The sequence below is a fragment of the Kitasatospora sp. NPDC088134 genome (genome assembly GCF_044741705.1).
Lineage (GTDB): Bacteria > Actinomycetota > Actinomycetes > Streptomycetales > Streptomycetaceae > Kitasatospora.
On sequence record NZ_JBIUTD010000035.1, the window covers coordinates 31,199 to 57,590 of the forward strand.

Annotated in this window: 23 protein-coding genes; 7 read left to right on the plus strand and 16 right to left on the minus strand. The window is 74.9% G+C overall.

Annotated elements, in window-relative coordinates; all coding sequences use genetic code 11:
• Positions 1 to 188: 188 nt before the first annotated feature.
• A complete protein-coding gene (locus ACIOHG_RS34275; protein ID WP_400956588.1) occupies positions 189 to 986 on the minus strand; it encodes an SDR family NAD(P)-dependent oxidoreductase in 798 nt (265 codons plus the stop codon).
• A gap of 118 nt (positions 987 to 1,104) precedes the next feature.
• Between ACIOHG_RS34275 and ACIOHG_RS34280 the strand changes: the two genes are divergently transcribed.
• The 3 genes from ACIOHG_RS34280 (at position 1,105) to ACIOHG_RS34290 (ending at position 3,108) form a co-directional block, all read left to right on the plus strand.
• Positions 1,105 to 1,740 (plus strand): TetR/AcrR family transcriptional regulator, encoded by a 636-nt coding sequence (locus ACIOHG_RS34280; RefSeq protein ID WP_400956591.1) that lies wholly within the window; start codon positions 1,105 to 1,107, stop codon positions 1,738 to 1,740.
• 69 nt (positions 1,741 to 1,809) lie between these two features.
• Positions 1,810 to 2,526 carry a TetR family transcriptional regulator gene (locus tag ACIOHG_RS34285; protein ID WP_400956593.1) on the plus strand — a complete coding sequence of 239 codons (717 nt, stop codon included), beginning with the start codon at positions 1,810 to 1,812 and terminating at the stop codon, positions 2,524 to 2,526.
• Positions 2,527 to 2,598: 72 nt separating this feature from the next.
• Positions 2,599 to 3,108, plus strand: a complete 510-nt coding sequence (locus ACIOHG_RS34290; protein ID WP_400956595.1) for a GNAT family N-acetyltransferase — start codon at positions 2,599 to 2,601, stop codon at positions 3,106 to 3,108.
• Between the two features lie 36 nt (positions 3,109 to 3,144).
• Here ACIOHG_RS34290 and truB read toward each other — a convergent pair whose 3' ends face one another.
• The 8 genes from truB to rimP all read right to left on the minus strand — a co-directional run bounded on the left by truB (position 3,145) and on the right by rimP (position 11,546).
• Positions 3,145 to 4,050: a tRNA pseudouridine(55) synthase TruB gene (gene truB / locus ACIOHG_RS34295; protein ID WP_400956599.1), complete on the minus strand. Its 906-nt coding sequence runs from the start codon at positions 4,048 to 4,050 to the stop codon at positions 3,145 to 3,147.
• Positions 4,051 to 4,144: 94 nt separating this feature from the next.
• Positions 4,145 to 5,341 carry a bifunctional oligoribonuclease/PAP phosphatase NrnA gene (locus ACIOHG_RS34300; RefSeq protein WP_400956601.1) on the minus strand — a complete coding sequence of 399 codons (1,197 nt, stop codon included), beginning with the start codon at positions 5,339 to 5,341 and terminating at the stop codon, positions 4,145 to 4,147.
• A gap of 2 nt (positions 5,342 to 5,343) precedes the next feature.
• Complete coding sequence (rbfA, locus tag ACIOHG_RS34305; RefSeq protein ID WP_400956604.1) at positions 5,344 to 5,781, minus strand: 30S ribosome-binding factor RbfA; 438 nt, start codon at positions 5,779 to 5,781, stop codon at positions 5,344 to 5,346.
• Between the two features lie 138 nt (positions 5,782 to 5,919).
• Complete coding sequence (locus tag ACIOHG_RS34310; protein ID WP_400956606.1) at positions 5,920 to 6,216, minus strand: DUF503 domain-containing protein; 297 nt, start codon at positions 6,214 to 6,216, stop codon at positions 5,920 to 5,922.
• A gap of 125 nt (positions 6,217 to 6,341) precedes the next feature.
• Positions 6,342 to 9,437 (minus strand): translation initiation factor IF-2, encoded by a 3,096-nt coding sequence (gene infB / locus ACIOHG_RS34315; RefSeq protein WP_400956609.1) that lies wholly within the window; start codon positions 9,435 to 9,437, stop codon positions 6,342 to 6,344.
• 189 nt (positions 9,438 to 9,626) lie between these two features.
• Entirely contained in the window at positions 9,627 to 9,929 is a 303-nt protein-coding gene (locus ACIOHG_RS34320; RefSeq protein ID WP_400956674.1) for a YlxR family protein, read from the minus strand.
• 70 nt (positions 9,930 to 9,999) lie between these two features.
• A complete protein-coding gene (gene nusA, locus ACIOHG_RS34325; RefSeq protein ID WP_400956612.1) occupies positions 10,000 to 11,001 on the minus strand; it encodes a transcription termination factor NusA in 1,002 nt (333 codons plus the stop codon).
• A gap of 2 nt (positions 11,002 to 11,003) precedes the next feature.
• On the minus strand, positions 11,004 to 11,546 hold the full coding sequence (gene rimP, locus ACIOHG_RS34330) for a ribosome maturation factor RimP (RefSeq protein ID WP_400956615.1): 543 nt from the start codon (positions 11,544 to 11,546) through the stop codon (positions 11,004 to 11,006).
• A 238-nt stretch (positions 11,547 to 11,784) separates the two neighbouring features.
• Between rimP and ACIOHG_RS34335 the strand changes: the two genes are divergently transcribed.
• From ACIOHG_RS34335 to ACIOHG_RS34345, 3 genes are read left to right on the plus strand one after another with little or no spacing between them, the layout of a single operon-like run.
• Positions 11,785 to 12,792: a DUF4439 domain-containing protein gene (locus tag ACIOHG_RS34335; RefSeq protein ID WP_400956616.1), complete on the plus strand. Its 1,008-nt coding sequence runs from the start codon at positions 11,785 to 11,787 to the stop codon at positions 12,790 to 12,792.
• Between the two features lie 31 nt (positions 12,793 to 12,823).
• The gene (locus ACIOHG_RS34340) at positions 12,824 to 13,726 is read left to right on the plus strand and encodes an aminoglycoside phosphotransferase family protein (protein WP_400956619.1); all 903 of its coding nucleotides are present in this window, start codon (positions 12,824 to 12,826) and stop codon (positions 13,724 to 13,726) included.
• 49 nt (positions 13,727 to 13,775) lie between these two features.
• Entirely contained in the window at positions 13,776 to 14,327 is a 552-nt protein-coding gene (locus ACIOHG_RS34345) for a GNAT family N-acetyltransferase (protein WP_400956622.1), read from the plus strand.
• 7 nt (positions 14,328 to 14,334) lie between these two features.
• Here ACIOHG_RS34345 and ACIOHG_RS34350 read toward each other — a convergent pair whose 3' ends face one another.
• The 7 genes from ACIOHG_RS34350 to ACIOHG_RS34380 all read right to left on the minus strand — a co-directional run bounded on the left by ACIOHG_RS34350 (position 14,335) and on the right by ACIOHG_RS34380 (position 24,789).
• Positions 14,335 to 15,177 carry a GNAT family N-acetyltransferase gene (locus ACIOHG_RS34350; protein ID WP_400956677.1) on the minus strand — a complete coding sequence of 281 codons (843 nt, stop codon included), beginning with the start codon at positions 15,175 to 15,177 and terminating at the stop codon, positions 14,335 to 14,337.
• Positions 15,178 to 15,292: 115 nt separating this feature from the next.
• Positions 15,293 to 16,453, minus strand: coding sequence for a flavodoxin-dependent (E)-4-hydroxy-3-methylbut-2-enyl-diphosphate synthase (gene ispG / locus ACIOHG_RS34355; protein ID WP_033253947.1), 1,161 nt, complete (start codon positions 16,451 to 16,453; stop codon positions 15,293 to 15,295).
• A gap of 322 nt (positions 16,454 to 16,775) precedes the next feature.
• Positions 16,776 to 18,083: a M50 family metallopeptidase gene (locus ACIOHG_RS34360; RefSeq protein ID WP_400956624.1), complete on the minus strand. Its 1,308-nt coding sequence runs from the start codon at positions 18,081 to 18,083 to the stop codon at positions 16,776 to 16,778.
• 19 nt (positions 18,084 to 18,102) lie between these two features.
• On the minus strand, positions 18,103 to 19,332 hold the full coding sequence (dxr, locus tag ACIOHG_RS34365; RefSeq protein WP_400956627.1) for a 1-deoxy-D-xylulose-5-phosphate reductoisomerase: 1,230 nt from the start codon (positions 19,330 to 19,332) through the stop codon (positions 18,103 to 18,105).
• Positions 19,333 to 19,467: 135 nt separating this feature from the next.
• Positions 19,468 to 20,910, minus strand: coding sequence for an aldehyde dehydrogenase family protein (locus tag ACIOHG_RS34370; protein WP_400956630.1), 1,443 nt, complete (start codon positions 20,908 to 20,910; stop codon positions 19,468 to 19,470).
• Positions 20,911 to 21,034: 124 nt separating this feature from the next.
• A complete protein-coding gene (locus ACIOHG_RS34375) occupies positions 21,035 to 22,600 on the minus strand; it encodes a PucR family transcriptional regulator (protein WP_400956632.1) in 1,566 nt (521 codons plus the stop codon).
• A gap of 170 nt (positions 22,601 to 22,770) precedes the next feature.
• Positions 22,771 to 24,789 carry an ATP-binding protein gene (locus tag ACIOHG_RS34380; RefSeq protein WP_400956634.1) on the minus strand — a complete coding sequence of 673 codons (2,019 nt, stop codon included), beginning with the start codon at positions 24,787 to 24,789 and terminating at the stop codon, positions 22,771 to 22,773.
• Positions 24,790 to 25,006: 217 nt separating this feature from the next.
• Here ACIOHG_RS34380 and gabT point away from each other — a divergent pair, with 217 nt between their 5' ends.
• Positions 25,007 to 26,347 (plus strand): 4-aminobutyrate--2-oxoglutarate transaminase, encoded by a 1,341-nt coding sequence (gene gabT / locus ACIOHG_RS34385; protein ID WP_400956637.1) that lies wholly within the window; start codon positions 25,007 to 25,009, stop codon positions 26,345 to 26,347.
• Positions 26,348 to 26,392: the final 45 nt, after the last annotated feature.

Genomic DNA, 26,392 nt, shown 5'->3' on the forward strand with positions numbered 1-26,392 from the left:
TGCCCCCCACCAGCCCCACCGCACCCCGCGCGCCCCTCTCACCACACCGCTTCACTCCGTGCGCCCCCCTCCGGGGCCCGCGCGGGCGGAGCGGAGCGGGCCCCGGGCGCCGGCTCCGGGCCCTCGCGCCCCGTCGCACGACCACCCTGTCGCACGCCCCCCGCAGGACCCCCGGAGCCGACGGCCCGTCAGTTCCCGGGCGCGGCAGCGGCGGTGCGGGTGAAGCGGGCGGCGACGGCGGTGACGGCGCGGCGCGGCAGCAGGCGCGGGGAGGCGGCGGTGAGCCGGTTGAGCAGGCCGTCGACGGCGCTGGGGCGGCCCTTGGCGAGGGCGGCGAGCGCGGTGGCGACCACCTGCTCGGGGGTGCGCTTGGCGCCGGGGCCGGTGACCTCGCCGCCCATCACCGCGAAGAACGGGGTGTCGGTGGCGCCGGGGCAGATCGCCAGCGCCCGCACACCGGTGCCCCTGAGCTCGTGGGCGAGCGCCTCGGTGAAGGACAGCACGTACGCCTTGGTGGCCCCGTAGACGGCCATGCCGGGCAGCGGCTGGAACGAGGCGGTGCTGGCGACGTTGACGACCGCGCCGCGGCCGCGGGCCAGCATGCCGGGCAGCAGGCGGGTGGTGAGCTCGGTGAGGGCGAGGCAGTTCAGCCGGACCTGGGCGGCGACCCGGTCGGGGTCGGCGGCGGCCAGCGGCCCGTGCATGCCGAAGCCGGCGTTGTTGACCAGCACGTCGGGCTCCAGGCCCTGCTCGGCGAGCCGCCGCTGGAGCGCGGCGGGGGCGTCGGCGGCGGTGAGGTCCTGGACCAGCACCGCGGCCCGGACGCCGTGCGCGGCGGTCAGTTCGGCGGCGAGGTCGGCGAGCCGCCGCTCGCTGCGGGCGACCAGCACCAGGTCGGCCCCGCGGGCGGCCAGCTCGCGGGCGAAGGCGGCGCCGATGCCGGTGGAGGCGCCGGTGATCAGGGCGGTGCTGCGGGTGAAATCCATCGGGGCTCCCGGGACGGCGGCGGGCGGGCGCGACCGCCGCATGTTGACGGTGACAACAACCCGAATGTAGTCGCCGCCCACAAAGTGGTCAACGCCAACATTCGCCTATCATGAGCCCATGCGAACGGGCCGCTACCACCACGGGGACCTCCGCGCCGCACTGCTGGCCCAGGCCGAGAAGGCCCTCCAGGAACACGGCCCGGACGCCCTCTCGCTGCGCGAACTGGCCCGCGAACTGGACGTCAGCCACGCCGCGCCCAGCCGCCACTTCCGCGACAAGCGGGCCCTGCTGGACGCGCTCGCGCTGACCGGCATCCAGCGCGTCGCCGCCGCCGCCCGCACCCGCCTCGCCACCGCCGGGCCCGCCTTCGACGCCCGGCTGCGCGCCTTCGCCCGCGCCTACGTGGACTTCGCCGCCGAGCGCCCCGCCCTGCTGGAGCTGACCTTCATCCGCAAGCACGACCCCGCCGTGACGGACGAACTGCGCACCGCCTGGCAGCCGCTGGAGGACGAGGTCGGCCAGGTGGTCGCCCAGGGGCAGCGGGACGGGCTGGTCCGCCCCGGCGACACCGAGCGGATCTTCAACGTGCTCTTCACCGCCGTCCACGGCGTCGCCGCCCGGGCCGCCACCGGCACCCTGGCCGGCCCCGCCCTCGACCAGGTCCTCGACGACGTCCTCGACCACGTCCTGCGCGGCCTCGCCCCCGCCCCGGGCGACACCCCGCTCGCCCCGCCGGCCGCCCCGCTCTGCTGACCCCGCCCCCACGGGGCGCCCCCGTACCGGACTGACGGACCGTCAGGACGGCCCCGTAGCGTGGCCGCCATGACTCCCCCGCCCCCGGCCCTCCTCCGGCCTGCCCTCTCCCCTGCTCCGAGCGCCCCTTCGAGAACCGCCCCGCCGAGCACCAGCCCGCCGGGCACCGCCCCGTCCGCGGCCGCGGGGTCGACCCGGGACCGGGTGGTCGCGGCCGCCACCGCCGAGTTCGCCCGCCACGGGATCGCCGGGGCCCGGGTCGACCGGATCGCCAAGGCCGCCCGGACCAGCAAGGAGCGGGTGTACGCCCACTTCACCGGCAAGGAGGAGCTGTACCGGCTGGTCTGCGCGCGGGAGCTGGCCGCGGTCGCCCGGGCCGCCCGGCTGGACCCGGCCGACCTGCCCGGCTACGCCGGCCGGCTGCACGACCACTTCACCGCCCACCCGGAGCGCCTGCGCCTGGTCCGCTGGGGGCAGTTGGAACTCGGCGCGGACGGCTCGCGGCCCGACGCCGCCCTGCGCCGCGCCACCGCCCGCCGGCTGGCCCGGCTGCGCGCGGCCCAGGCCGCCGGGCTGCTCGACCCGGGCTGGGACCCGCAGGACGTCCTGGTCTTCGTCGACCGCCTCGCCACCGCCTGGGCCGACCGCCCCGACCGGCTGCCGACCGCCCCCGGGGAGCGCGCCGCCTTCCTCGCCGCCCGCCGCGCCGCCGTGGTCGCCGCCGTCGGACGCCTCTTCCCGGCCACCCGCGCACCCGACGGGAGCCGCCCCGCCGCACCGTCCTGACCGCCCGGCCCCGGCAGGACGTCCCGAAAACCCGCTCGCTCCCGGCCGCCCCGCCGGGGCACCATGCCGGGCATGGAGATCAGCCTGGAACCCTGGTCCGACGCCCACCTCGACCTGCTGCGGCGCATCAACACCCCGCTGATGCGCCGCCACGTCGGCGGCCCGGAGACACCGGAGCAGCTGCTGGTCCGCCACCGCCGCTACCTCGAACTCCCGTCCCGGGGCGGCGTGATGTTCGCGGTGCTGGTCGACGGGGCGCCCGCCGGCTCGATCGCCCGGCACCGCCGGGAGTGGCGGGGCGCGGAGATCCACGAGACCGGCTGGAACGTGCTGCCGGAGTTCCAGGGGCGCGGCGTGGCGGTGGCGGCGGGGCGGGCGCTGCTCGCCGACCTGCGCGCCGCCGTCGCCGCCGACCCGGCCGCACCGGGCGTGCTGCACGCCTTCCCGGCGGTCGACAACGCGCCCTCCAACGCGCTCTGCGCCCGCCTGGGCTTCACCGACGCGGGCCCGTGCGCCTTCGAGTACCCGCAGCGCTCCGGCCGGTTCCTGCACAGCAACGACTGGCACCTGGCCCTGCGCTGAACACCGACAACGGCCGACGTACCGTCCGACGCCCCGTCAGCCGACGAACACCGCGACCGACTTGGCCAGGCCGCCGCTCTCCTCGACCAGCGCCAGGAACCGGCCGTCCGGGTCGAAGACCGCGATCGGCCCGTCCACGCCCAGCCCGGGCGCGGGCAGCCGCATGCCGTTGGAGAGCAGCCGGGCCTGCTCGGCGTCCACGTCCCAGCGCGGGAAGGCGGCGGCCGCGGCCTCGGCGATCGGCAGCACCTCCAGCTTCTCCTCCAGCTGCTCCAGGGTGCGCGCCGATTCGACGGAGTACGGGCCGACCCTGGTGCGCCGCAGCATCGTCAGGTGGCCGCCGACGCCGAGCGCCGCGCCCAGGTCGCGGGCCAGCGCCCGGATGTAGGTGCCGGAGGAGCACTCGACGGTGACGTCCAGGTCGAGCACCGGCGTCCCGTCCTCGGCGACCGCGGGGCGGGCCTCGTGCACGGTGAAGGAGTGCACCGTGGTCGGCCGGGCGGCGAGTTCGAACTCCTCGCCCTCGCGCACCCGCGCGTACGAGCGCTTCCCGTCGATCTTGATCGCGCTGACCTTGGACGGCACCTGCATGATCTCGCCGGTGAGCCGGGCGACCTCGGCGTCGACGGCCGCCCGGGCCACCTCGTCGGCGGGGACGGAGGCGGTGACCTCGCCCTCCCGGTCGTCGGTGATCGTGGTCTGCCCGAGCCGGATCGTCGCCTCGTAGGTCTTGGCGGTGAGCATCAGGTGCCCGAGCAGCCGGGTGGCCCGCTCGACGCCGATCACCAGCACGCCGGTGGCCATCGGGTCCAAGGTCCCGGCGTGCCCGACCTTCCGGGTGCCGGCCAGCCACCGGAGCTTGGCGACCACCCCGTGCGAGGTGATGCCCTCCGGCTTGTCGACGATCACCAGCCCGTCGGGGCCCGTCCCGCTACGCTTCATCGCTTCATCATCGTTTCGCCTCCGCGCGCACCAGCGCGCCGCCGCTGCCGCCCGCACCAGCGCGGCCCCGGCCCGTCCACCGAACCGGACGAGCCTAGCGCGCGCTCTCCTCGGCCAGCGCCACCCGGAACCGCTGCACGGTGGCCTCCACGGCCTCGCGGGCGCTGAACCCGGCGGCGTACACGTGCCCGCCGCCACCCATCCGGGCGCACACCGCGGCCACGTCGACCGCGCCCCGGGAGCGGCAGGAGCCGCGCAGCGTGCCGTCCGGGTCCTGCTTGAGCACCAGCGCGACCTCCGCCTCGGCGGGCTTGCGCAGCACGTCGATCAGGCCCTCGATCTCCTCGACGGTGACGCCGAACAGCGCCAGGTCCTGGTACGGCACCCAGGTCCACACCAGCCCGCGCCCGCCGGCCTCCTCGGGCTCGAACAGGGCCCGCTCCAGCGCCCCGGCCAGCACCTTCAGGTAGCCGAAGGAGGTGGTGTCCCAGAGCTGGCGGGAGATCAGGTCGTGCCGGATGCCGGTGGCCAGCATCCGCCCGGCCATCTCGTGCGTGGCGGGCGTGGTGGCCCGGTACTTGAACGAGCCGGTGTCGGTGGCGATGCCGGTGTACAGGCAGGTGGCGATCGCCCGGTCCAGCGGCACCCGCAGCCGCCGCAGCAGCTCGTCCACCAGCACGGCGGTGGCGGGCGCGGACGGGTCGATCAGCCGGACGGTGCCGAAGCCCGGATTGGAGGCGTGGTGGTCGAACACCACCAGCGCGTCGGCGGCGAACGCCTTGTCCCGGAGCAGGCCGAGCCGGTCCTCGGAGGCGGCGTCGAAGGCCAGCACCAGCGCGGGCCGGTCCGGCACCGCGGCGGCGGGCACGATCAGCTCCTGCCCGGGCAGGAAGGACAGCGACTCGGGGATCACCTGCGGGTCGTCGCCGAACGACACCCGCACCTGCTTGCCCAGGCCGCGCAGCGCCAGCCCGGCGGCCAGCGCCGAGCCGAGCGCGTCGCCGTCGGGGGCGATGTGGCAGATCAGGTCGACCCGGTCGCAGCCCGCGAGCAGCTCCAGCGCCCGGGCCCACTGCGGCTCGAAGCGGCCGCCCTCCGGCTCCGCCGCGGAACCGGACGACGCGCCGGGACCCGACGGGGCCCCGGGGTCCGACGACGCCCCGGAGTCCGACGACGCGCCGGAGTCGGACGGCGACCCGCTGCGCGGGCCCGGAAGCACCGCGGGGGCGGTCTCCACCTCAACGGTGGAGACCGCCCCCGCGGCCCCGGACCCGGCCGGCTCCCCGGCCATCGTCACTCGTCCTCGTCGTCGTCGCGCGCCGCCTTGTAGGGGTCGGCGTCGCCGGCGTACGCGGCCCCGGCGGCGGCCGTGCGGACCGCGGCGTCGGAGAGCCGCGCCTTGTCCAGCAGGTCGTCGATGTTCCGGGCGTTGTCCGGCAGTGCGTCGGCGACGAAGGTCAGGGTCGGGGTGAACCGCACCCCGGTCTGCTTGCCGACCTCGGAGCGCAGGACGCCCTTGGCGCTCTCCAGCGCGGCCGCGCTGGACTCCCGCTCCGCCTCGTCACCGTAGACGGTGTAGAAGACGGTGGCCTCGCGCAGGTCCCCGGTCACCCGGGCGTCGGTGATGGTGACGTACCCGAGTCGCGGGTCCTTGATCCGGCGCTGCAGGGTCTCCGCCACGACCACCTGGATGCGGTCGGCGAGCTTGCGCGCCCTAGCGGTGTCGGTCACGTTGCCTCCTCGTGCAATGGGCGCGTACCCGGGTCATGACCACTCCCGGAGGGGCCCTCTCCCCAACGTACCCGCCCGCGCCCGGCCTTGCGGGCGCTCTCGGTCAGGTGCGGGTGTGACAGTGGTGACTCCCGCAGGTCATTCGTCGTCGTCGTGGTGGTGCCGCCTCCGGACGGAGAGCAGCATCACCTCGGGGCGGCCGGCGACGAGCCGCTCACAGCTGTCCAGGATCTCGTGGACGTACCCGGCGTCGCCGGACACCACCGCACAGCCGATCTCGGCCCTGCGGTGCAGATCCTGGTTCCCTACCTCGGCAGCGCACACGCTGTACTTGCGCTGCAGTTCGGCCACGATGGGCCGCACGATCGAGCGCTTCTCCTTCAGCGAGTGCACGTCGCCGAGGAGCAGGTCGAAGGTGAGTGTTCCTACGAACATGTGGGACAGGCCTGGGCCGGCCTGGGAGCCTCGAAGGGTTTCCGACTGGCCCCGACCCTAACAAGCGCGGCCGGGGCCGGTCGACGGGATAACGCTCCCGCCGACCGGCCCCGGTCGGTCACCCGTTACGAGCGCGGCTTCTCCCGCATCTCGTAGGTCTCGATGACGTCCTCGACCTTGATGTCGTTGAACGAACCGAGCGTGACACCGGCCTCGAAGCCCTCGCGGACCTCGGTGGCGTCGTCCTTGAAGCGGCGCAGGCCCTCGATGTTGAGGTTCTCCGCCACGACCTTGCCGTCGCGCAGCAGGCGCGCCTTGGTGTTGCGGCGGATGATGCCCTCGCGGACGAGCACACCGGCGATGTTGCCGAACTTGGAGGAGCGGAACACCTCGCGGATCTCCGCGGAGCCGAGGCGCACCTCCTCGTACTCGGGCTTGAGCAGGCCCTTGAGCGCCGCCTCGATCTCCTCGATCGCCTGGTAGATGACCGAGTAGTAGCGGATGTCGACGCCCTCGCGCTCGGCCGCGGTGCGCGCACGGCCCTCGGCGCGCACGTTGAAGCCGATGATGATGGCGTCCGAGCCCATCGCCAGGTCCACGTCGGACTCGGTGATGGCACCCACACCGCGGTGCAGCACCCGCAGCTCGACCTCCTCGCCCACGTCCAGCTTGACGAGGGCGTCCTCGAGGGCTTCGACGGAACCGGAGACGTCACCCTTGATGATGAGGTTGAGCTTCTCGATGTTGCCGGCGGCCAGCGCGGCCTCGAAGCCCTCCAGCGACACGCGGACGCGGCGCTGGGCCATCGAGGCGTTGCGGTCGCGGGCGGCGCGCTTCTCGGCGATCTGGCGGGCGGTGCGGTCCTCGTCGACGACGATGAAGCTGTCGCCGGCGCGGGGCACCGAGGTCAGACCGAGCAGCAGCACCGGACGGGACGGGCCGGCCTCGGTGAGGCTGTTGCCGTTCTCGTCCAGCATCGCGCGGACGCGGCCGTAGGAGTCGCCGACCACGATCGAGTCGCCGACCCGCAGGGTGCCGCGCTGGACGAGCAGCGTCGCCATGGCGCCGCGGCCCTTGTCCAGGTGGGCCTCGATCGCGATGCCCTGCGCGTCCTGCTCCGGGTTGGCCCGGAGGTCGAGCGAGGCGTCCGCGGTCAGGACCACGGCCTCCAGCAGTTCCTCGATGTTGAGGCCCTGGCGGGCGGAGATGTCGACGAACATGGTGTCGCCGCCGTACTCCTCGGCCACCAGGCCGAACTCGGTCAGCTGGCCGCGGACCTTGGTCGGGTCGGCGCCCTCGACGTCGATCTTGTTGACCGCGACCACGATCGGCACGCCGGCGGCCTTGGCGTGGTTCAACGCCTCGACCGTCTGCGGCATGACGCCGTCGTTGGCCGCGACCACCAGGATCGCGATGTCGGTGGACTTGGCACCACGGGCACGCATGGCGGAGAACGCCTCGTGACCCGGGGTGTCGAGGAAGGTGATCGGGCGCTGCTCGCCGTTCACCTCGGTGACCACCTGGTAGGCACCGATGTGCTGGGTGATGCCGCCGGCCTCGCCCGCGACCACGTTGGTCTTGCGGATCGCGTCGAGCAGGCGGGTCTTGCCGTGGTCGACGTGACCCATGACGGTGACCACCGGCGGACGCGCGGCCAGCATCTCCTCGTCGCCCTCGTCGACACCGAAGTCGATGTCGAAGGACTCGAGCAGCTCGCGGTCCTCGTCGTCCCGGCTGACGATCTCCAGCACGAAGCCCATCTCGTCGGCCAGCAGCTGGAGCGTGGCGTCGGAGACCGACTGGGTGGCGGTGACCATCTCACCGAGGTTGAACATCACCGAGACGAGCGCCGCCGGGTTGGCGTTGATCTTCTCCGCGAAGTCCGTCAGCGAAGCACCGCGCGAGAGGCGAACGGTCGAGCCGTTGCCGCGCGGCAGCATCACGCCGCCGACGGACGGGGCCTGCATGGCCTCGTACTCCTGGCGCTTCGCGCGCTTCGACTTCCGGCCGCGGGCCGGACGGCCGCCGGGGCCGCGACCGAACGCGCCCTGCGTGCCACCACGGGCACCCGGGCCGCCGGGACGACCGCCGAAGCCACCGGGACGGGCACCGCCGCCACCGAAGCCGCCACCGCCGCCGGCGCCGCCACCCGGACGGGGGCCGCCGAAGCCGCCACCGGCCGGACGCGAGCCCGGACCGGCCGGACGGCCCTGGAAACCGGGACGGGCGCCGCCGCCCGGAGCACCCGGACGCGCACCGGGACCACCCGGACGCGCACCGCCGGCACCCGGACCCGGGCGCGGGCCCGGACGCTGCGGCATCATGCCGGGGTTCGGACGGGGCATCCCGGACGGGCTCGGCGCACCGGGGCGCGGACCGGCCGGACGGGGCATGCCGTCAGGACGGGGCGCACCGGCACCCGGGCCACCGGGACGCGGAGCGCCACCGGGACGGGGACCGCGCTCACCGGACGGCGCACCGCCCGGACGCGGGGCACCGGCACCCGGCGCACCGGCCGGACGGGGACCGCGCTCGCCACCGGGACGGGGACCGCGCTCACCGGCACCCGGCGCACCGGCCGGACGGGGACCGCGCTCGCCACCGGGACGGGGACCGCGGTCACCCGCGGGCGCACCGCCCGGACGCGGGGCGGACGGCCGGGCCATGCCCGACGCGCCGCCCGAGGTGAAGGGGTTGTTGCCCGGACGCGGACCGGCCGGACGCGGGCCCGGACGGGCCGCGGGGTTGGCCGGGGCCGGCCGCGGGGCGGCCGGGCGCGCCGGAGCCTCGCCGGCCGGGGCCGGGGAGGAGAACTCCGCCGCCGGCGCCGGAGCGGCCGGGGCGGGCGTCGCCGGGCGCGGAGCCGGGGCGGGCGCACCCGCGGGCTTCGGCGCGGCGGGCGCGGGGGTGGTCGGACGGGGGCCCGGCGTCACGGTGGGACGCGGGCCGGGGGTGGGTGCTGCGCCCGGCTTGGGCGCGGCCGAACCGGCGGCGCCGGACGGCTGGGGCGCCGCGGGCTTCCGCGGGCCAGGCTTCGCGGAGGACGCGCCGCCGGACGGCGGGGTCGCTCCCAAAGCGTCAGTCAGCTTGCGCACGACCGGCGCCTCGATCGTCGAGGACGCCGAACGGACAAACTCGCCCAGCTCGGTGAGCTTGGCCATGACGGCCTTGCTCTCCAAACCGAGCTCCTTGGCGAGTTCGTATACCCGGACCTTAGCCACTTCGCTCCTGTCTATGCGTCCGGGGTATTCGTCCGCCGGACTGCCGTTACTTCATGGGCGTACTCATCGCGTACTCATCGAGTGCTCATCGCAATCTCGACCTACTTCCATCTCGCGAGGTACCTGACTGGGGCGCACGGCGGCGTACCACCGCCGTGCACTGGTGCGTGTTGCCGGGCGCGATGCCCGTCAGCGGGCCGACTGCCCGTCGGCCGGCGCCACTCCTGCCCCGACGTGCTCCCGCAGGGCGCCGGGGTCGAGCGCTTCCCGGACCCGGAGGGCCCGCTGGAACGCCCGGCGGCGGACCGCGAGGTCGAGGCAGGCCGGATCGGGGTGCAGGTACGCGCCCCGGCCCGGCCGTGTGCCGCGGGGATCGGGGACGTACGCGCCCTCGCCCGCCACGACACGCAGCAGCTCGTGCTTGGCCGCTCGCTTGCGGCAGCCCACGCAGGTGCGTTCAGGGCGTGCGCGGACATGCGTCCGGCCAGACACGTTCAAGTCTACCCCTCCGAAGGGACTCACCGCCGCCGAGTAGATCTCCGGAGGCTCATGACAACGGTTGCTAGCGGCCCGCTGATTCCTGGGCGGGGACCTCGGTGTCCGGACGGATGTCGATCCGCCAGCCGGTGAGCCGGGCCGCGAGGCGGGCGTTCTGCCCCTCCTTGCCGATCGCCAGCGACAGCTGGTAGTCCGGCACGATCACCCGGGCCGAGCGCTGGGCCAGGTCGACGATCTCCACCTTCGTCACCCGCGCGGGCGACAGGGCGGCGGCGACCATCTCCGCCGGGTCCTCCGACCAGTCGACGATGTCGATCTTCTCGCCGTGCAGCTCGGACATCACGGTGCGCACCCGCATGCCGTTCGGGCCGATGCAGGCGCCCTTGGCGTTCAGGCCGGACCGGCGCGACCAGACCGCGATCTTGGTGCGGTGGCCGGCCTCGCGGGCGATCGCGGCGATCTCCACCGAGCCGTCCGCGATCTCCGGGACCTCCAGCGCGAACAGGCGCTTCACCAGGTTCGGGTGGGTCCGCGACAGGGTGACCGACGGGCCGCGCACGCCGCGCCGCACGCCCACCACGTAGCACTTCAGCCGGGTGCCGTGCGCGTACACCTCGCCGGGGACCTGCTCCTGCGGGGGCAGGATGGCCTCCAGCTTGCCGATGTCGACCAGCACGCTCTTCGGGTCGTTGCCCTGCTGGACGACACCGGTGACGATGTCGCCCTCCTTGCCGGCGTACTCGCCGAAGGTCTGGTCGTCCGCGGCGTCCCGCAGCCGCTGCAGGATGACCTGCTTGGCGGTGGAGGCGGCGATCCGGCCGAAGCCCGACGGGGTGTCGTCGAACTCCTTCGGCTCCACGCCCTCCTCCAGCTCGGCGGCGTCCTCCAGGGCCCAGACCGTCACGTGGCCGGTCTTGCGGTTCAGCTCCACCCGCGCCCGGCGGCGCGAGCCCTCGGTGCGGTGGTACGCGATGAGGAGGGCCGACTCGATCGACTCGACCAGCAGGTCGAACGGCACGCCCTTCTCGGTGACCAGCCCGCGCAGGGCACTCATGTCGATGTCCACGACTACGCCTCCTCTTCCTCTTCGTCCACGTCCGCGATGTCGGCGGCGGCGTCGATGGGTTCCTCGTCCTTGCGGTTGAACTCGACCTGCACCCGGGCCCGCGCGATCTCCGCGAACTCCAGTCGGCGCTCCTTGGGGCGGCCGCGCCCCTTGACCGGCTGCACCTCGACCAGCGCGCCGTCCTCGTCGCTCTCCAGCACCCGCGCGGTCAGCTCCGCGCCGTCCACCAGCTTGATCGCCGCCAGTCGGCCGGCCGCCCGGCGCCAGTGCCGCGGCTCGTTCAGCGGGCGCTCGGCGCCCGGCGAACCGACCTCCAGCAGGTACGGGGCGGCGCCCATCAGGTCGGACTCGTCCAGCGCCTGGCCCACCAGGCGGGAGAAGTCGGCGATCGCGTCGAGGTCGACGCCCTCGTCGGAGTCCACGTCGATCTGCACCTGGCGGCGGCTGCCGGCCTGGGTCACCTTGACCTCTTCGAGGTCCAGCCCGGCTTCGGCGGCCAGCGGCTCCAACAACGCGCGCAGCCGGTCGGTGGGGGTGGTGCTCATCCGGGTGACTCCTCGGCCGCGTCTGCTGTTGTCGAAGGTGCTAACTCACCGCGAAGCCTATCGGGTCGGAGGCCGAACCGCCGATTCCGCCCCCGGCCCGGGCCACCCCGCTGCGAGGAAGGTCACAGGCGCCGGATACCGTCCGAGGTCCAGCAGCAGACCGTGCTGATCCGGTAAAGATTCCTCCCGACGGGGGCACACCGCCCCCATCGACCCCACCGACCCCGCTGGAGCACCGATGCGCGCGCCGACACGGCGGACCTTCCTGGCCCTCGGGGCGTTCGCCGGACTCGCCCTGCCGGTCGGCTGCACCGGCGGCTCCGACCGGCCGCCCGCTCCGCAGCAGCAGCAGGACCCGGACGCCGTGCTGAGGCTCCGTCAGCTGGCCGCCACCGACGCGCTGCTGGCGGACTACGACGCCGCCGCCGCGGCGAGCCCGGCGGACGCCGCCCGGCTCGGCGACCTGCGCGAGGACGTGCTCCAGCACCGTACGGCGCTGGCCCGGAGCCTCCCTGCGGACTCCCCCTCGCCCTCTCCCTCCGCCTCCGCCTCGGCCACCGCCCCGGCGCGCGGGGTCGCCGAGCTGGCCGCGGCCGAGCGGCGCACCGCCGGCCTGCGCCTCGCCGACCTGGCCGCCGCCTCCCCGGAGCTGGCCCGGACCCTCGCCGCGGTCGCCGCCTCCGGCGCGGCCCACGCCGCCGCGCTCGGCGACACCGGGGGCTTCGACCCCGCCGCGCCGCCGCCCGCCCCGTCCGGCTCCGCGTCCGCCGCCCCGTCCGCCGCTCCGTCGGGGTCCGCCGCCCCGGCCGGGGCCGACACCGGGGCGCTGCAGGCGGCGCTGGCCGCCGAGCACGCCGCCGTGTACGGGTACGGCGTGGTGGGCGCCTTCCTCCCGGTCGGGCCGCAGCGCGAGGACGGCCGCGCCGCGTACGCCGCCCACCAGGCCCGGCGGGACGCCTGGCAGCGCCTGCTGGCCGGGCGGGGCGCCTCCCCCGCCGCCGCGGCGGCTGGCTACCGGCTGCCGTTCCCGGTCAAGGACGCCGCCGCCGCGACGCAGCTCGCCGCCCACCTGGAGATCCAGCTCACCGCCGCCTACGCCGACCTGGCCGCCACCGCCGCGTTCCGCGCCGAGGGCGCCGCCGCGCTGCGCGAGTGCGCGCTGCGCGCCGTCCACTGGGGCGCGGACCTCCCGGCGCTGCCGGGGATCATGGAAACGGCGGAGCCGACGGGCCCGGCGACGCCCTGAGCGCCCCGTCCGGTACCCGATAATCGGTCCCATGTCGGCACAATCTGCGCAGTTCACCGCCCCCGGGCGGCTGGTCGGGTCGGTGCGGGCGGCGGGGGACCCCGCCGGGGAGGTCTGGCTGGCGGCGCTGCCCGGCCTGCTCGCCCGGCGGCTGGCCGACTGGGAGCTGGTGCCCGAGCGGGTGCTGGAGCCGGGCGGCCGGGGCTCCGTGCTGCTCTACGCGCACCGGGCGGCGGACCGCTCCCCCGTCGCGGTGAAGGCGGCCCGGCCCTCGGCGGAGGCCGCGGCGCTGCGGGCCTGGGCGGGGCGCGGGGCGGTGCTGCTGCTCGCCGAGGCGGACGGGGCGCTGCTGCTGGAGCGCCTGCACGGGGAGATCCCGCTGCGCTCGCTGGCGGAGGCGAAGGCGATGCTGGAGGCGACCAGCCTGCTGCGCCGGCTGTGGGTGCCGGCCCCGGCGGGGCACGGCTTCGAGACCCTGCCGGAGCGGGCGGCCCGGATCGCCGCCCGGATCGCGGAGCGCCGGGAGCTGCCCGCCGCTGCGGACGCCGCGCCGCTGGTGGACGAGGCGCTGGAGGCGGTGGCGCTGGCGGGGGACGGCGGCGACTGGCTGCTGCACGGGGCGTTCCACCACGGGCGGGTGCTGGCGGCGGAGCGGGCCCCGTGGCTGGCGGTCGGCCCGCGCCCGGTGGTCGGCGACCGGGCCTTCGACCTGGCCCGGCTGGTGCTGGACCGGGTGGACACGCTGGCGGCCTCGCCGGGGCCGCGCGGTGCGGCCCGGCGGCGGCTGCGGCAGCTCGCCGAGGCGGTGGAGCTGCCCGCCGAGCGGGTCCGGGCGTGGACGCTGCTGCGGGCGGTGGACGCCGGGCTGGGGGCGCTCGCGGCGGGCGACGCGGCGGGGGCGGAGCTCCGTCTGGAGTTCGCGTCCTGGCTGTGAGGCCGGGGCGCGGCACCGGGCGGTGCGGCAGGTAGTAACGTCCCGCTTCATGGAGCAGCTCACCGGGGTGACGATCGAGGCCATCGACCTGGCGGCGTGGGCGCCGACCGTGCTGGAGGTGCAGGCGGTCGCGTTCGGGCTGGGGCCGCAGGAGGTGGCGGTGCGGCTGCCGATCGTGGGGCGGCACGCCCTGCAGCCGGGGGTGGTGGCGCTGGGCGCGATGGCGCAGGGCCGGCTGGTCGGGTTCGGGTACGGGATGCCGAACCGGCGCGACCACTGGTGGTCGACGGTGATCGAGCCGTACCTGGCGGCGCGCGGCCACGAGGGCTGGCTGGACGGGGTGTTCGCGGTGACGGAGCTGCACGTGCTGCCGGAGTTCCAGGGCCTGGGGGTGGGCACCCGGCTGATCCGTTCGCTGTGCGGGCGCTCGGGCCTCGACCGGTCGATCCTGTCGGCGATCGACGCGGAGACCCCGGCGCGCCGGCTGTACCGCTCGCTCGGCTACCGGGACCTGGCGCCGGCGGTGCGCTTCCCGAACACGGCGCGCCCGTACGCGGTGATGGGCGCGCACCTGCCGCTGCGCGACCCCGCGGGGCAGTGACGGGTCGTCAGAACAGCACGCTCATGAACGCGCCGACCTCGCGGAAGCCGACCCGGCGGTAGGCGGCGCGGGCCCGGAGGTTGAAGTCGTTGACGTACAGCGAGACCACGGGGGCGACCTCGGCGAGCGCGGTGTTGACCACGGCGGCCATGCCGGTCTCGGAGTGCCCGCGGCCGCGGTGCTCGGGGGCGACCCAGACGCCCTGGATCTGGCAGGCGCCGACGGTGACGGCGCCGATCTCGGCCTTGAAGACGACCTTGCCGTCCTCGTCGAAGCGGGCGAACGACCGTCCGGTGGAGACCAGTTCGGCGACCCGGGCCTGGTAGAGCAGTCCGCCGTCGCCGGCCAGCGGGGAGATGCCGACCTCCTCGGTGAACATCGCCACGCAGGCGGGCATCAGCGCCTCGATCTCGTTGCGCCGGACCCGGCGCACCTGCGGGTCGGCCGCGACGGCGGTGACGGGCTCGGCGGTGGCCATCAGCGGCTGGTGGGCGCGGACGTCGCGGGCGGGGCCCCAGGAGCGCTCCAGCAGGGCCCAGAGGGCGGCGGTGGAGTCGGCGGGGCCGACGATGGAGGAGCAGCGGCGGCCCTGTCGGCGGGCCCGCTCGGCGAAGGCGCGGACGGCCTCGGGCCCGGCGTTGACGGGGACCAGGTTGGCGCCGGCGTAGCAGAGCGCGTCGAGCCGCCCCTCGGCGTCGTACCAGCCCCACATCTCGCCGCCGAGCCGCCAGGGGTCGAGGCCGACGGCTTCGACCCGGGTGGCGACGAAGGCGTTGGCGACCGGGTCGCGGTGCAGGATCTCCAGCGCCGCGTCGAGGTCGGGGGTCTCCAGCACGCGGGTCGCGGCCAGGGCCCGGGCCACCTGGAAGGGGCCGGGCAGCGTCACGCCTCGGTCGAGCACGGGGGCACCTCTCGAACAGGCGGGGCCGCCGCGCGCGGCGGCCCCGCCGGGGGACTTCAGGCCGTCACTCGGCGGCCACGACGACGGGGGCGCCGGATTCCACGCCCTCCTCCTGCATCTGCTCGGCCAGCTTCATGGCCTCCTCGATCAGGGTCTCGACGATCTTCGACTCGGGGACGGTCTTGATCACCTCGCCCTTGACGAAGATCTGGCCCTTGCCGTTGCCGGAGGCGACGCCGAGGTCGGCCTCGCGGGCCTCGCCGGGGCCGTTGACGACGCAGCCCATGACGGCGACCCGGAGCGGCACCTCCATGCCCTCCAGGCCGGCGGTGACCTCCTCGGCGAGCTTGTAGACGTCGACCTGGGCGCGGCCGCAGGACGGGCAGGAGACGATCTCCAGGCCGCGCTGGCGCAGGTTCAGCGACTCCAGGATCTGGATGCCGACCTTGATCTCCTCGGCCGGCGGGGCGGACAGCGAGACCCGGATGGTGTCGCCGATGCCCTCGGCGAGCAGCGCGCCGAACGCCACCGCGGACTTGATGGTGCCCTGGAAGGCGGGGCCGGCCTCGGTGACGCCGAGGTGCAGCGGGTAGTCGCAGGCGGCGGCGAGCTGGCGGTAGGCGTTGATCATCACGACCGGGTCGTTGTGCTTGACCGAGATCTTGATGTCGCGGAAGTCGTGCTCCTCGAACAGCGAGCACTCCCAGAGCGCGGACTCGACCAGCGCCTCGGGGGTGGCCCGGCCGTACTTCTCCAGCAGGCGCTTGTCGAGCGAGCCGGCGTTGACGCCGATCCGGATCGGCACGCCGGCGTCCTTGGCGGCCTTGGCGATCTCGCCGACCTTGTCGTCGAAGGCCTTGATGTTGCCGGGGTTGACCCGGACCGCGGCGCAGCCGGCGTCGATCGCGGCGAACACGTACTTCGGCTGGAAGTGGATGTCGGCGATCACCGGGATCTGCGACTTCCTGGCGATGATCGGCAGCGCGTCGGCGTCGTCCTGCGAGGGGACGGCGACCCGGACGATCTGGCAGCCCGAGGCGGTGAGCTGGGCGATCTGCTGGAGCGTCGCGTTGACGTCGGAGGTGAGCGTGGTGGTCATCGACTGCACCGAGACGGGCGCGTCGCCGCCGACCGGCACGTTGCCGACCATGATCTGACGCGAGTGTCGGCGCTGGGCCAGCGGCTTCAGCGGCAGGGAAGGGATACCGAGCGAGATCGCGGTCATGTGTGCGGTGTTTCCTCTGGAGAGGTTCGGTGTGCCGGGGGGCGGGCCTGGTCGGCCCGGGCGCCCGGCGTCCAACGGTACGGCACGGCCGGGTGGCGGAGCACACCCGGCCGTGGGTGGCGCGGCGCCAGTGCCGCGCCAGGCAACCTTTGCCGTCAAGGAGCGGCGTCCGGTGCGTGCTCTCGGCGTGCCGGCCGGAAGCCCTCGTACTGGGTGTACTCGGGTTTTCGGCCGGTGCGGCGAGCGGGCCCCTCCTGCCCGAGGGCGGGCAAGGAGGGCGCGTGCCGGGCGTCGCGACGGGCGAAGGTTGCCTGGCGCGGCGCTAGTTGAGCCGCACCGGATTGACGATGTCGGCGGCCATCACGAGGCCGGTGAAGCAGATGAAGATCCCGGCGACCACGTAGGCCAGCGGCATCAGCCGGGCCACGTCGAACGGCCCGGGGTCGGGGCGGCGCAGCAGCTTGGCGAAGCCGCGGCGGAGCGACTCCCACAGGGCGCCGGCGATGTGGCCGCCGTCCAGCGGGAGCAGCGGGAGCATGTTGAACAGGAACAGCATCATGTTGATGCCGGCCAGCAGCTGCACCGAGAAGGCGAGCCGCTGGGTGGCGGGCAGGTCCATCGAGAACACGTCGCCGCCGAGCCGGGCGGCGCCGACCATGCCGATCGGGGAGTCGGCGTCGCGCGGGGTGCCGTCGACCACGGCGTGCCACAGGCCGGGGATCTTGCCGGGCAGCTGGGTGAGCGACTCGACGCTGTGCCGGGCCATCGACCCCATCCGGTCGGCGCTCTCGCCGAGCGTCAGGTGGTGCACCCCGGTGGCGGGGGTGATGCCGAGGAAACCCGCGGTGACGGTCTGCCCCTTGATCGGCTCGTTGTCCTTGTCGTACGCCTGCAGCGTGTTGGTCTTGATGTCGGCGTGCAGCGTCTGCTGCTCGCCGCCCCGGTGCCGGACCACGACCTCGACCTGCTTGCCCGCGGAGTCCCGGATCAGGTTCTGCAGCTGCGGGTAGTCATGGATCTGCACGCCGCCGAAGCTGAGCACGGTGTCACCGGCGCGCAGGCCCGCCAGGTTGGCCGGGGACTTCTCGGCGTCGGGCGCGCAGGCGTCGGTCTTGGCGCCGACCGGGACGACGCACTCGCTGACCTCCTGCACGGTCGGCACGGCCCGCTGGACGCCGATGCCCATGAACAGGGCGAGGAACAGGCCGATCGACAGGATCAGGTTCATGCCCGGGCCGGCGAACATCACGATGACGCGCTTCCACGGCTTGCGGGTGTAGAACATCCGGTCCTCGTCGCCGGGCCGGATCTCCTCGTAGGAGGCCGAGCGGGCGTCCTCGATCATGGTCCGCCAGGGCGAGGAGGAGCGCTGGGTGACCCGGCCGTCCGGGCCGGGCGGGAACATCCCAATCATCCTGATGTAGCCGCCCAGCGGGATCGCCTTGAGGCCGTACTCGGTGTCGCCGCGCTTGGTGGACCAGATGGTCCGGCCGAAGCCGACCATGTACTGCGGGACCCGGATGCCGAACAGCTTCGCGGTGGAGAGGTGGCCGAGCTCGTGCCAGGCGATCGAGAACAGCAGCCCGACCACGAAGATCAGGACGCCCAGCACCCACATCAGCTTGTCCACCGCGTCGCCTCCGTCGTTCCTAACCTGCCGCCAGTTCCCGGGCCCGGGCCCGGGCCCAGTGCTCAGCCTGGAGTACGTCCTCCACCGTGAGCGAAGTTCCCGGGTGCGGGGTGCCGTGCTCGGCGACCACCTTCGCCACAGTGTCCACGATTCCGGTGAAGGGCAGCGCGCCCTTCAGGAAAGCGTCCACACATTCCTCGTTGGCGGCGTTGAACACCGCGGGGGCGGTCCCGCCGAGCGTACCCACCTCGCGGGCCAGTTCGACGGCCGGGAAGGCGGCGTTGTCCAGCGGGAAGAACTCCCAGGTCGCGGCCTTGGTCCAGTCGCAGCCGGGGGCGGCGTCGGGCACCCGGTCCGGCCAGCCGAGGCCGAGCGCGATCGGCATCCGCATGTCCGGCGGGCTGGCCTGGGCCAGCGTGGAACCGTCGGTGAATTCCACCATCGAATGAACGATCGACTGCGGATGGACGACGACCTCGATCCGGTCGAAGGGCACGTCGTACAGCAGGTGTGCCTCGATCACCTCCAGGCCCTTGTTCACCAGGGTCGCCGAGTTGATCGTCACCACCGGGCCCATCGCCCAGGTCGGGTGCGCCAGCGCGTCGGACGGGGTGACGCCCGCCAGCTGCTCCCGGGTGCGGTTGCGGAACGGGCCGCCGCTGGCGGTGACCACCAGCTTGCGGACCTCGGCCCGGGTGCCGCCGGCCAGCGCCTGGAACAGCGCGGCGTGCTCGGAGTCGACCGGGACGATCTGGCCGGGCTGCGCGACGGCCTTCACCAGCGGCCCGCCGACGATCAGCGACTCCTTGTTGGCCAGCACCAGCACCCGGCCGGCCCGCAGCGCGGCCAGCGTCGGGGCCAGGCCGATCGAGCCGGTGATGCCGTTCAGCACCGAGTGGCAGGGCAGCGCGGCCAGTTCGGTCGCCGCGTCCGGGCCGACCAGGACCTCCGGCAGCGGGGCGCCCTGGGCCTGCGCCGCCAGCGCCGCGTGCAGCGGCGCCTCGGCGGCCGGGTCGGCCACCGCGACGGTGTGCACGCCGAGCGCGAGGGCCTGCTCGGCGAGCAGCTCGACCCGCCCGCCGGCCGCGGACAGGGCCACCACCCGGAACCGGTCGGGGTTGCGGAGCACGACGTCGATGGCCTGGGTGCCGATCGAGCCGGTGGAGCCGAGGAGCACCAGCTCCCGGGGTCCGTCGGGGTTCTCCACGGTCGGAGCGAAGCGCAGCTGCGGGTGGGCGAGCGAGTTCATGCCCCCCATTGTGTCCTGCCGCCGGCCCTGCCCCGGACGGCGGCGGCGTCCGGGCACGACGGCGCCCCGCCGCCGCGCGGGGCGCGGTGACGGGGCGTCAGGAGGCGTCGCGGGACGGCCCGGTCGCGGGACGGCTCAGAGGTCCAGGCCGGTGAGCACCAGGACCTTCTCGAAGGTGAAGTCGTCCATCGCGTAGCGCACGCCCTCGCGGCCCACGCCGGAGTCCTTCACGCCGCCGTACGGCATCTGGTCGGCCCGGTAGGACGGGGCGTCGCCGATCACCACGCCGCCGACCTCCAGCTCGCGGTGGGCCCGGAACGCGGTCTGCACGTCGTGCGTGAAGACACCCGCCTGCAGGCCGAACGCCGAGTCGTTGACGGCCGCGAAGGCCGCCTCGGTGCCCTCGACCCGGTGCAGCGACAGCACCGGGCCGAACACCTCGGCGGTGGCCAGGATCGCGTCGGCCGGCAGGTCGGCCAGCACGGTCGGGGCGTAGGCGGCGCCGTCCCGGCTGCCGCCGGTGAGCAGCTTCGCGCCCTTGTCCACGGCGTCCTGCACCCAGGACTCGACCCGCTCGGCGGCCTTCTCGTCCACCAGCGGGCCGACGTCGGTGGCCTCGTCGTACGGGTCGCCGGTGACCTGCTGCTCGACCTTGGCGACGACCTTCTCCACCAGGCGGTCGTAGACGCTCGCGTCGGCGATCACCCGCTGCACCGAGATGCAGGACTGGCCGCCCTGGTAGTTGGCGAACAGCGCGATCCGGGTCGCCGCCCAGTCGAGGTCGGCCTCGGAGCTCCAGTCGGCCAGCACCACGGCCGCGGCGTTGCCGCCGAGCTCCAGGGTGACGTGCTTGCGCGGCACCGAGTCCATGATCTGGTAGCCGACCTTGTCCGAGCCGGTGAACGAGATCACCGGCAGGCGCTTGTCCTGCACCAGGGCCGGCATCTTGGCGTTCTCCACCGGCAGCACGCTCCAGGCGCCGGCCGGCAGCTCGGTCTCGGCCAGGATCTCGCCGAGCAGCAGCGCCGACAGCGGGGTCGCCGGGGCGGGCTTCAGGATGATCGGCGCGCCCACCGCGATCGCCGGGGCGACCTTGTGCGCGACCAGGTTCAGCGGGAAGTTGAACGGGGCGATGCCCAGCACCGCGCCGCGCGGGAAGCGCCGCACGACCGCGTAGCGGCCGGTGCCGCCCGGGTCGGTGTCCAGCCGCATCGTCTCGCCGTTGGTGCGGCGGGCCTCCTCGGCGGCCCAACGGAACACCGACACGGCCCGGCCGACCTCGCCGCGCGCCCACTTGATCGGCTTGCCGTTCTCCGCGGTGATCAGCCGGGCGATCTCCTCGGTGCGCTCCGCGAGCCGCTTCGCCACGTGGTCCAGCGCCGCCGACCGGACGTGCGCCGGGGTCGCCGCGAACACCGGGACGGCGGCCGCGGCGGCCGCCACGGCCTCCTCCACCTGCGCGTCGGTCGGCACGCCGACCTTCGCCACCAGGCTGCCGTCGTGCGGGTGACGGACCTCGAACTCCGTCTCGCCGCTCGCCCGCCGCCCGGCCAGCCAGAACTCATGAGTGGTGGTCACGGTCGCACCGGCCCCTTCCCTCGAAGACTTGTCGCCTTCACGGTAGGGCGGAACGGGGCCGTTCCCGATTGGACGGACGGGACGAAACCGGGGGTCCGATTAGTACGCCGCGGACACGCCGGGCCTACTCCTCGCCGGAACGGAGCGCCAGCCACAGCTCCATCCGGACGTCGGTGTCGTCCAGCGAGCGGCCCAGCAGTTCCTCCACCCGGCGCATCCGGTAGCGCAGCGTGTGCCGGTGCACGCCCAGGTCGGCCGCGGCGGCGTCCCACTGGCCGTGCCGGGACAGCCAGGCCCGCAGCGAGGCGACCAGGTCGCCGCGCGCGGTGCGGTCGTGCTCGCGCAGCGGGCGCAGCAGGCCCTCGGCGAAGGCCGTGACGGCCTCCTCGCCGAGCAGCGGCAGCAGCGAGCCCGCGCCGACCTCCTCGTGGTCGACGGTACGCCGGCCGCCCCGCTGGGCGACCGCGAGGGCCCGCTCGGCCTGGGCGTGCGCGGTGCCGGCGTCCTCCAGCGCGGCGGGGGCGGAGACGCCCAGCGCCAGGCCCTCGTGCTCCTCGACGGCGCCCAGGCAGGCCCGGTGCACCGAGCCGTTGTCCAGCGCCAGCACCAGCAGGCGCGGCCCGTGCGGGCCGTCCTCGCGGGCCGCCAGCAGCTTCTCGCCGACCTTGCCGCCGGCGTTCTCGGCCCGGTCGCCCAGCTCGCCGAGCGCCTCGGCGGCCTCCGGGCCCGGCGCGGCGGCCGCCACCAGCACCCGGACGGTGCCCTCGGGCAGCCCGCCGAACAGGCCGGCCGCGACCTGCCGGGCGGTGCCGACCTCGCCGGCCAGCACCATCCGCAGCAGCGCCGCGCCCATCTTCTCCTCGGCCTGCCGCAGCTCGCGGGAGCGCTCCAGGGTCAGCGTCAGCAGCGCCACGGCGGCGTTCAGCACGTACCGCTCGGTCGGGGTGATCCGGTCCTCGGTGCCGACCGCCAGGAAGCCGCGCGGGCGCCGGTCCGCGCCCAGCGACTGCACGACGACGTAGTCCTCGTCGGCGGTGTCGATGGTCCCGGCCCGGCCCTGCAGGGCGGCGCTGGACGGGGCGGGGCGGCGGCGCAGCCGGTCGACCTCGGCGGCCAGCCGGCCGGCCCGGCGGGCGGCCCAGTCCGGGGCGACGGCGGAGAGCGCGCCGGAGCCGTCGTACAGCGCGGCCCAGCCGCCCAGCCGGGCGGCCAGCCGGCGGACGATCGCGGTGGTGCCGTCCTTGCCGAGCGCGGCCCGGGTCAGCTCCTCCTGCGCCTCGAAGCTGGTGGTGACGGCCTCGTACTGCTCGGCGGCCAGGGCGGCCGAGACCGCCTTGGAGATGGCGATGAACGGCGTCGCCTCCGGGACCCGGAGCAGCGGCAGGCCGCGCTGCGCGGCGGCGTCCACCAGCGCCTGCGGCACCTCGCTGTGCGAGAGGCCGACGCCGAGCCCGAGGCCGACCACGCCGGCGTCGGCCAGCCGGTGCACGTACGCCTGCAGCGCCTCGGCGCCGCTGTCGAGCTTGATGCCGGTGGTCAGCAGCAGCTCGCCGCCCTCCAGGAAGGGCGTGGGGTCGTCCAGTTCGCTGGTGTGCACCCAGCGGACGGGCCGTTCCAGGTGGTCCGCGCCGGCCAGGACCGTCAGGTGCAGCGCGGTGGTGCGGACGACGGAGGCGAGAGTGGGGGGCATGGCACCTTCGGTGGTTCGACCTGGACGCGCCGTTGCGACCGGGCGAGTGAGGGTTCTCCCCCCATTATGGACGCTCCGGACAAGCCGGAGCACCGAAATCCGCCGGTCCGTAGCTTCCGTGACCCAATGCTGATCCTCCGCGGCTTCCGCGGCCCCAGTGCCTCCGCGCCTCAGTGCCTCAGGTCGACCAGCAGCGGCGGCACCTGCTCGCCGGTGACGGAGGTCAGCGAGACCACCGCGTGGCCGGACGGCAGGGCGTGCGCCAGGTCCGAGGGCGACCAGCGGTGCCGCTCGACGTCCCGGGTGGTGACCGACTCGGTCTGCGCGGTCGTCCCCGACAGGGCCTTGCGCAGCAGCCGGCCGGTCCGGCGGACCACTCCGCCCGAGGTGTCCGGGGTGTGCGTGACCGCGGTCTCCCGGACCAGGTGGGTGCCCCAGGCCTCGGAGAACAGCTTGCCGTCCCAGGGCGCGATGCCGGGGAACGCCATCCGGTTGCCGACCGCGCCGAACAGCGGGGCCCGCAGCGCCTCCGGCAGGTCGGCCAGCGTGCGCAGCAGCAGCACCGCGCCCGCGTTGGCGCCGCGCAGCCGCTGGATGCCGCGGATCGCCTGCGCGTCCACCGCCGCCGTCGCGTCGTCCAGCACCAGGCCGGCGAACAGCTCCCGGTCCGTACGGTCGGCCGCGGCCTGGACGAACTGGCCGAGCAGCAGCCGCGACAGCATCCGGGCGGCCTCCGGGTGGCTGCGCTCGGGCAGCTTCACCCGCACCCGCAGCGGGTGCTCCAGCGCGCGCATGGCGAACGCCGGCTTGGCGTCCGGGCCGCCGGAGAACCCGGCGGCCAGCGCGGGCCGGTCCAGCAGCGCCAGCCGGTCGGCGAGCAGCGCGCCCGGGTCGTCGGCCCGGCCGTGCATCCGCTCCCGCTGCTGGACGTCCGCCTCGAACTCGGCCCGCCGCCCGGCCTTCTGCAGGCGCTCGGCGAGCTCCGCCCAGCCGTCCCGGTCGCCCGCCAGCAGCGCCCGCAGCGCGCGCACCCCCGGGTAGCGGCCGTACCCGGCCCGGTACGGACCGACCACCTGCTGCATCGCGGTCCGGGCGCTCTCCGCCCGCGGCGCCAGCTCGTCCGGCAGCAGCGCGTCCGCCAGCCGGGCCGCCGCCTCGTCCGGGTTCGGCGCCGCCCCGTACAGGTCCAGCCCGTACGGGGCGGACGGGTCGCCGGGGGCAATCACCACGTCGTACCAGTCGTCCGGCCCCAGGTCGGCGTCGGCCGCACCCACCACCACCGCGCAGGCCGCGCCCGCCAGCGCCTGCAGGCAGAGCGCCTCCGCGACCGGGCGGGCCAGCGCGGCGGTCTTGCCGGTGCCCGCCGGGCCGACCGCCAGCAGCGAGGTGCCCAGTACCCGGGGGTCCAGCGCGAAGCCGGCGTTCCGGTGCGTCACCGGGTTCTTCAGCACGTCCTGCGCCGTCCCCAGCCGCACCTGGCGCACCATCAGGTCGTGCCGCGCTACCCGGCCGCCGGGCAGGTCGCGCTGCTCGGACGGGTGCGCGCAGGCCGCCGGGCCGCGGGCGGCCAGCTGGGCCGCGAACTCCCGCCACGCCGCCGGGTCCGCGCCCACCGTCCGCCACGCCTGGTGCAGCCGCACGTAGTCCACGTCGCCGACCGGCTCGCCGCCCTCCAGCCGCCGCACCGCCTCCCCGGCGGGCCGCAGCTCCGCCCAGATGTCGACCACCGGCGCCGCCTCGGGCTCGGGCGGCACCTCGGTGACGGTCCGGGACAGGACGGGGGCGATCCAGCGGCGCCACACCTCGCCCCAGCGGCCCATCCGGCCGAAGACCATCAGCACCAGGGCGAGCACCGCGACGTTCACGGCCGCCGCGATCAGCAGCGAGACGGCGAAGGAGCTGGTGACGGTGAGTCCGAGGGTGCTGAGCAGCCCCTGCAGCAGGGAGACGCCCTCCAGGTACACGAAGAGCCCGACCGCCAGGTTCAGCACCGCCCGCAGCAGCAGCGGCCCCGCCGGGGTCTCGGCGTCCTCGGCCTTCCTGGGGTCGTACGGGGTGTGGTGCTGCCGGTAGACGCCGGGCGGGGCGTCGGGGCGGGGGGCGGTGGCCCAGGTGGGGAGGTGGAAGGGGGGACGGGGCGGGGGGAGATGGGGTCGGGCGTGCCGGGTACGCGCGTCGTTCAGTTCCACTTGGGGCCCCTCCTACGTTGCCGGCGGTGCCATACCCGCATCGCCGTCCCACCGACACACCCGAGGTCAATCTAGTGGAGCGCGGGGCGCCTCAGCCGATCTTCGGCCACTGGCCGCGCAGGACAATTCGGACGGCCCAGCAGGACCGAGTGGCGCATGCCCGGCCGGAGCGGGCGGCCGTAGCCTGCGGGTACCGCGTCAAGAACTTGGAGAAGACATGAGCGCTGCTACTCCGCTCCCGCAGGAGCGCCGTCTGGTCACCGCGATCCCCGGCCCGAAGTCGCAGGAGCTGCAGTCCCGCAAGCTCGGCGCGGTGGCCGCGGGCGTGGGCACCACGCTGCCGGTGTACGTCTCGCGGGCCGGCGGCGGCGTGCTGGAGGACGTGGACGGCAACAGCCTGATCGACTTCGGCTCGGGCATCGCCGTGACGAACGTGGGCAACAGCGCCGCGGCCGTGGTGGCGAAGGCGACGGAGCAGTTGGCCGCGTTCACGCACACCTGTTTCATGGTGACCCCGTACGAGGGCTACGTGACGGTGGCGGAGCAGCTGAACGAGCTGACCCCGGGCGACCACGACAAGCGCACCGCGCTGTTCAACTCGGGCGCCGAGGCGGTGGAGAACGCGGTGAAGATCGCCCGCGCCTACACCAAGCGGACCGCCGTGGTGGTGTTCGACCACGGCTACCACGGCCGCACCAACCTGACCATGGGCCTGACCGCGAAGAACATGCCGTACAAGCACGGCTTCGGCCCGTTCGCGCCGGAGATCTACCGGGTGCCGGTGGCCTACCCGTACCGCTGGCTGACCGGCGCGGAGAACTGCGCCGCCGAGGCGGCCGCGCAGGCGATCGACGTCATCACCAAGCAGATCGGCGCGGAGAACGTCGCGGCGATCATCATCGAGCCGATCCAGGGCGAGGGCGGCTTCATCGAGCCGGCCAAGGGCTTCCTGCCCGCGATCGTCGAGTTCGCCAAGGCGAACGGCATCGTGTTCGTGGCGGACGAGATCCAGACCGGCTTCTGCCGGACCGGCCAGTGGTTCGCCTGCGACGACGAGGGCATCGTCCCGGACCTGATCACCACCGCGAAGGGCATCGCCGGCGGTCTGCCGCTGGCGGCGGTGACCGGCCGGGCCGAGATCATGGACGCCGCGCACGCGGGCGGTCTGGGCGGCACCTACGGCGGCAACCCGGTGGCCTGCGCGGCCGCGCTGGGCGCGATCGAGACCATGAAGTCCGAGGACCTGAACGGCAAGGCGCAGCGGATCGGCGAGGTCATGCTGGGCCGCCTGCGCGAGCTGCAGGAGAAGTACGAGGTGATCGGCGAGGTCCGCGGCCGCGGCGCGATGGTCGCGGTGGAGCTGGTCAAGCCGGGCGGCAAGGAGCCGAACCCGGAGGTGACCGCGGCGATCGCCAAGGCCTGCCACGCCGAGGGCCTGGTGGTGCTGACCGCCGGCACCTATGGCAACGTGCTGCGCTTCCTGCCGCCGCTGGTGATGCCGGAGCACCTGCTGGTCGAGGGCCTGGACATCCTGGAGTCGGCCTTCGCGACCGTCTGACGGTCCGTCACCCGGCGCCCCGTCAGGGCGTGTTGCGGCACGGCA

Bases quoted from the DNA above. Each gene is read 5' to 3' on its own strand.
- ACIOHG_RS34275 (WP_400956588.1), bottom strand. From the start codon at position 986: ATGGATTTCACCCGCAGCACCGCCCTGATCACCGGCGCCTCCACCGGC.
- ACIOHG_RS34280 (WP_400956591.1), top strand. From the start codon at position 1,105: ATGCGAACGGGCCGCTACCACCACGGGGACCTCCGCGCCGCACTGCTG.
- ACIOHG_RS34285 (WP_400956593.1), top strand. From the start codon at position 1,810: ATGACTCCCCCGCCCCCGGCCCTCCTCCGGCCTGCCCTCTCCCCTGCT.
- ACIOHG_RS34290 (WP_400956595.1), top strand. From the start codon at position 2,599: ATGGAGATCAGCCTGGAACCCTGGTCCGACGCCCACCTCGACCTGCTG.
- truB (WP_400956599.1), bottom strand. From the start codon at position 4,050: ATGAAGCGTAGCGGGACGGGCCCCGACGGGCTGGTGATCGTCGACAAG.
- ACIOHG_RS34300 (WP_400956601.1), bottom strand. From the start codon at position 5,341: ATGGCCGGGGAGCCGGCCGGGTCCGGGGCCGCGGGGGCGGTCTCCACC.
- ACIOHG_RS34310 (WP_400956606.1), bottom strand. From the start codon at position 6,216: ATGTTCGTAGGAACACTCACCTTCGACCTGCTCCTCGGCGACGTGCAC.
- rimP (WP_400956615.1), bottom strand. From the start codon at position 11,546: ATGAGCACCACCCCCACCGACCGGCTGCGCGCGTTGTTGGAGCCGCTG.
- ACIOHG_RS34335 (WP_400956616.1), top strand. From the start codon at position 11,785: ATGCGCGCGCCGACACGGCGGACCTTCCTGGCCCTCGGGGCGTTCGCC.
- ACIOHG_RS34340 (WP_400956619.1), top strand. From the start codon at position 12,824: ATGTCGGCACAATCTGCGCAGTTCACCGCCCCCGGGCGGCTGGTCGGG.
- ACIOHG_RS34345 (WP_400956622.1), top strand. From the start codon at position 13,776: ATGGAGCAGCTCACCGGGGTGACGATCGAGGCCATCGACCTGGCGGCG.
- ispG (WP_033253947.1), bottom strand. From the start codon at position 16,453: ATGACCGCGATCTCGCTCGGTATCCCTTCCCTGCCGCTGAAGCCGCTG.
- dxr (WP_400956627.1), bottom strand. From the start codon at position 19,332: ATGAACTCGCTCGCCCACCCGCAGCTGCGCTTCGCTCCGACCGTGGAG.
- ACIOHG_RS34375 (WP_400956632.1), bottom strand. From the start codon at position 22,600: ATGCCCCCCACTCTCGCCTCCGTCGTCCGCACCACCGCGCTGCACCTG.
- gabT (WP_400956637.1), top strand. From the start codon at position 25,007: ATGAGCGCTGCTACTCCGCTCCCGCAGGAGCGCCGTCTGGTCACCGCG.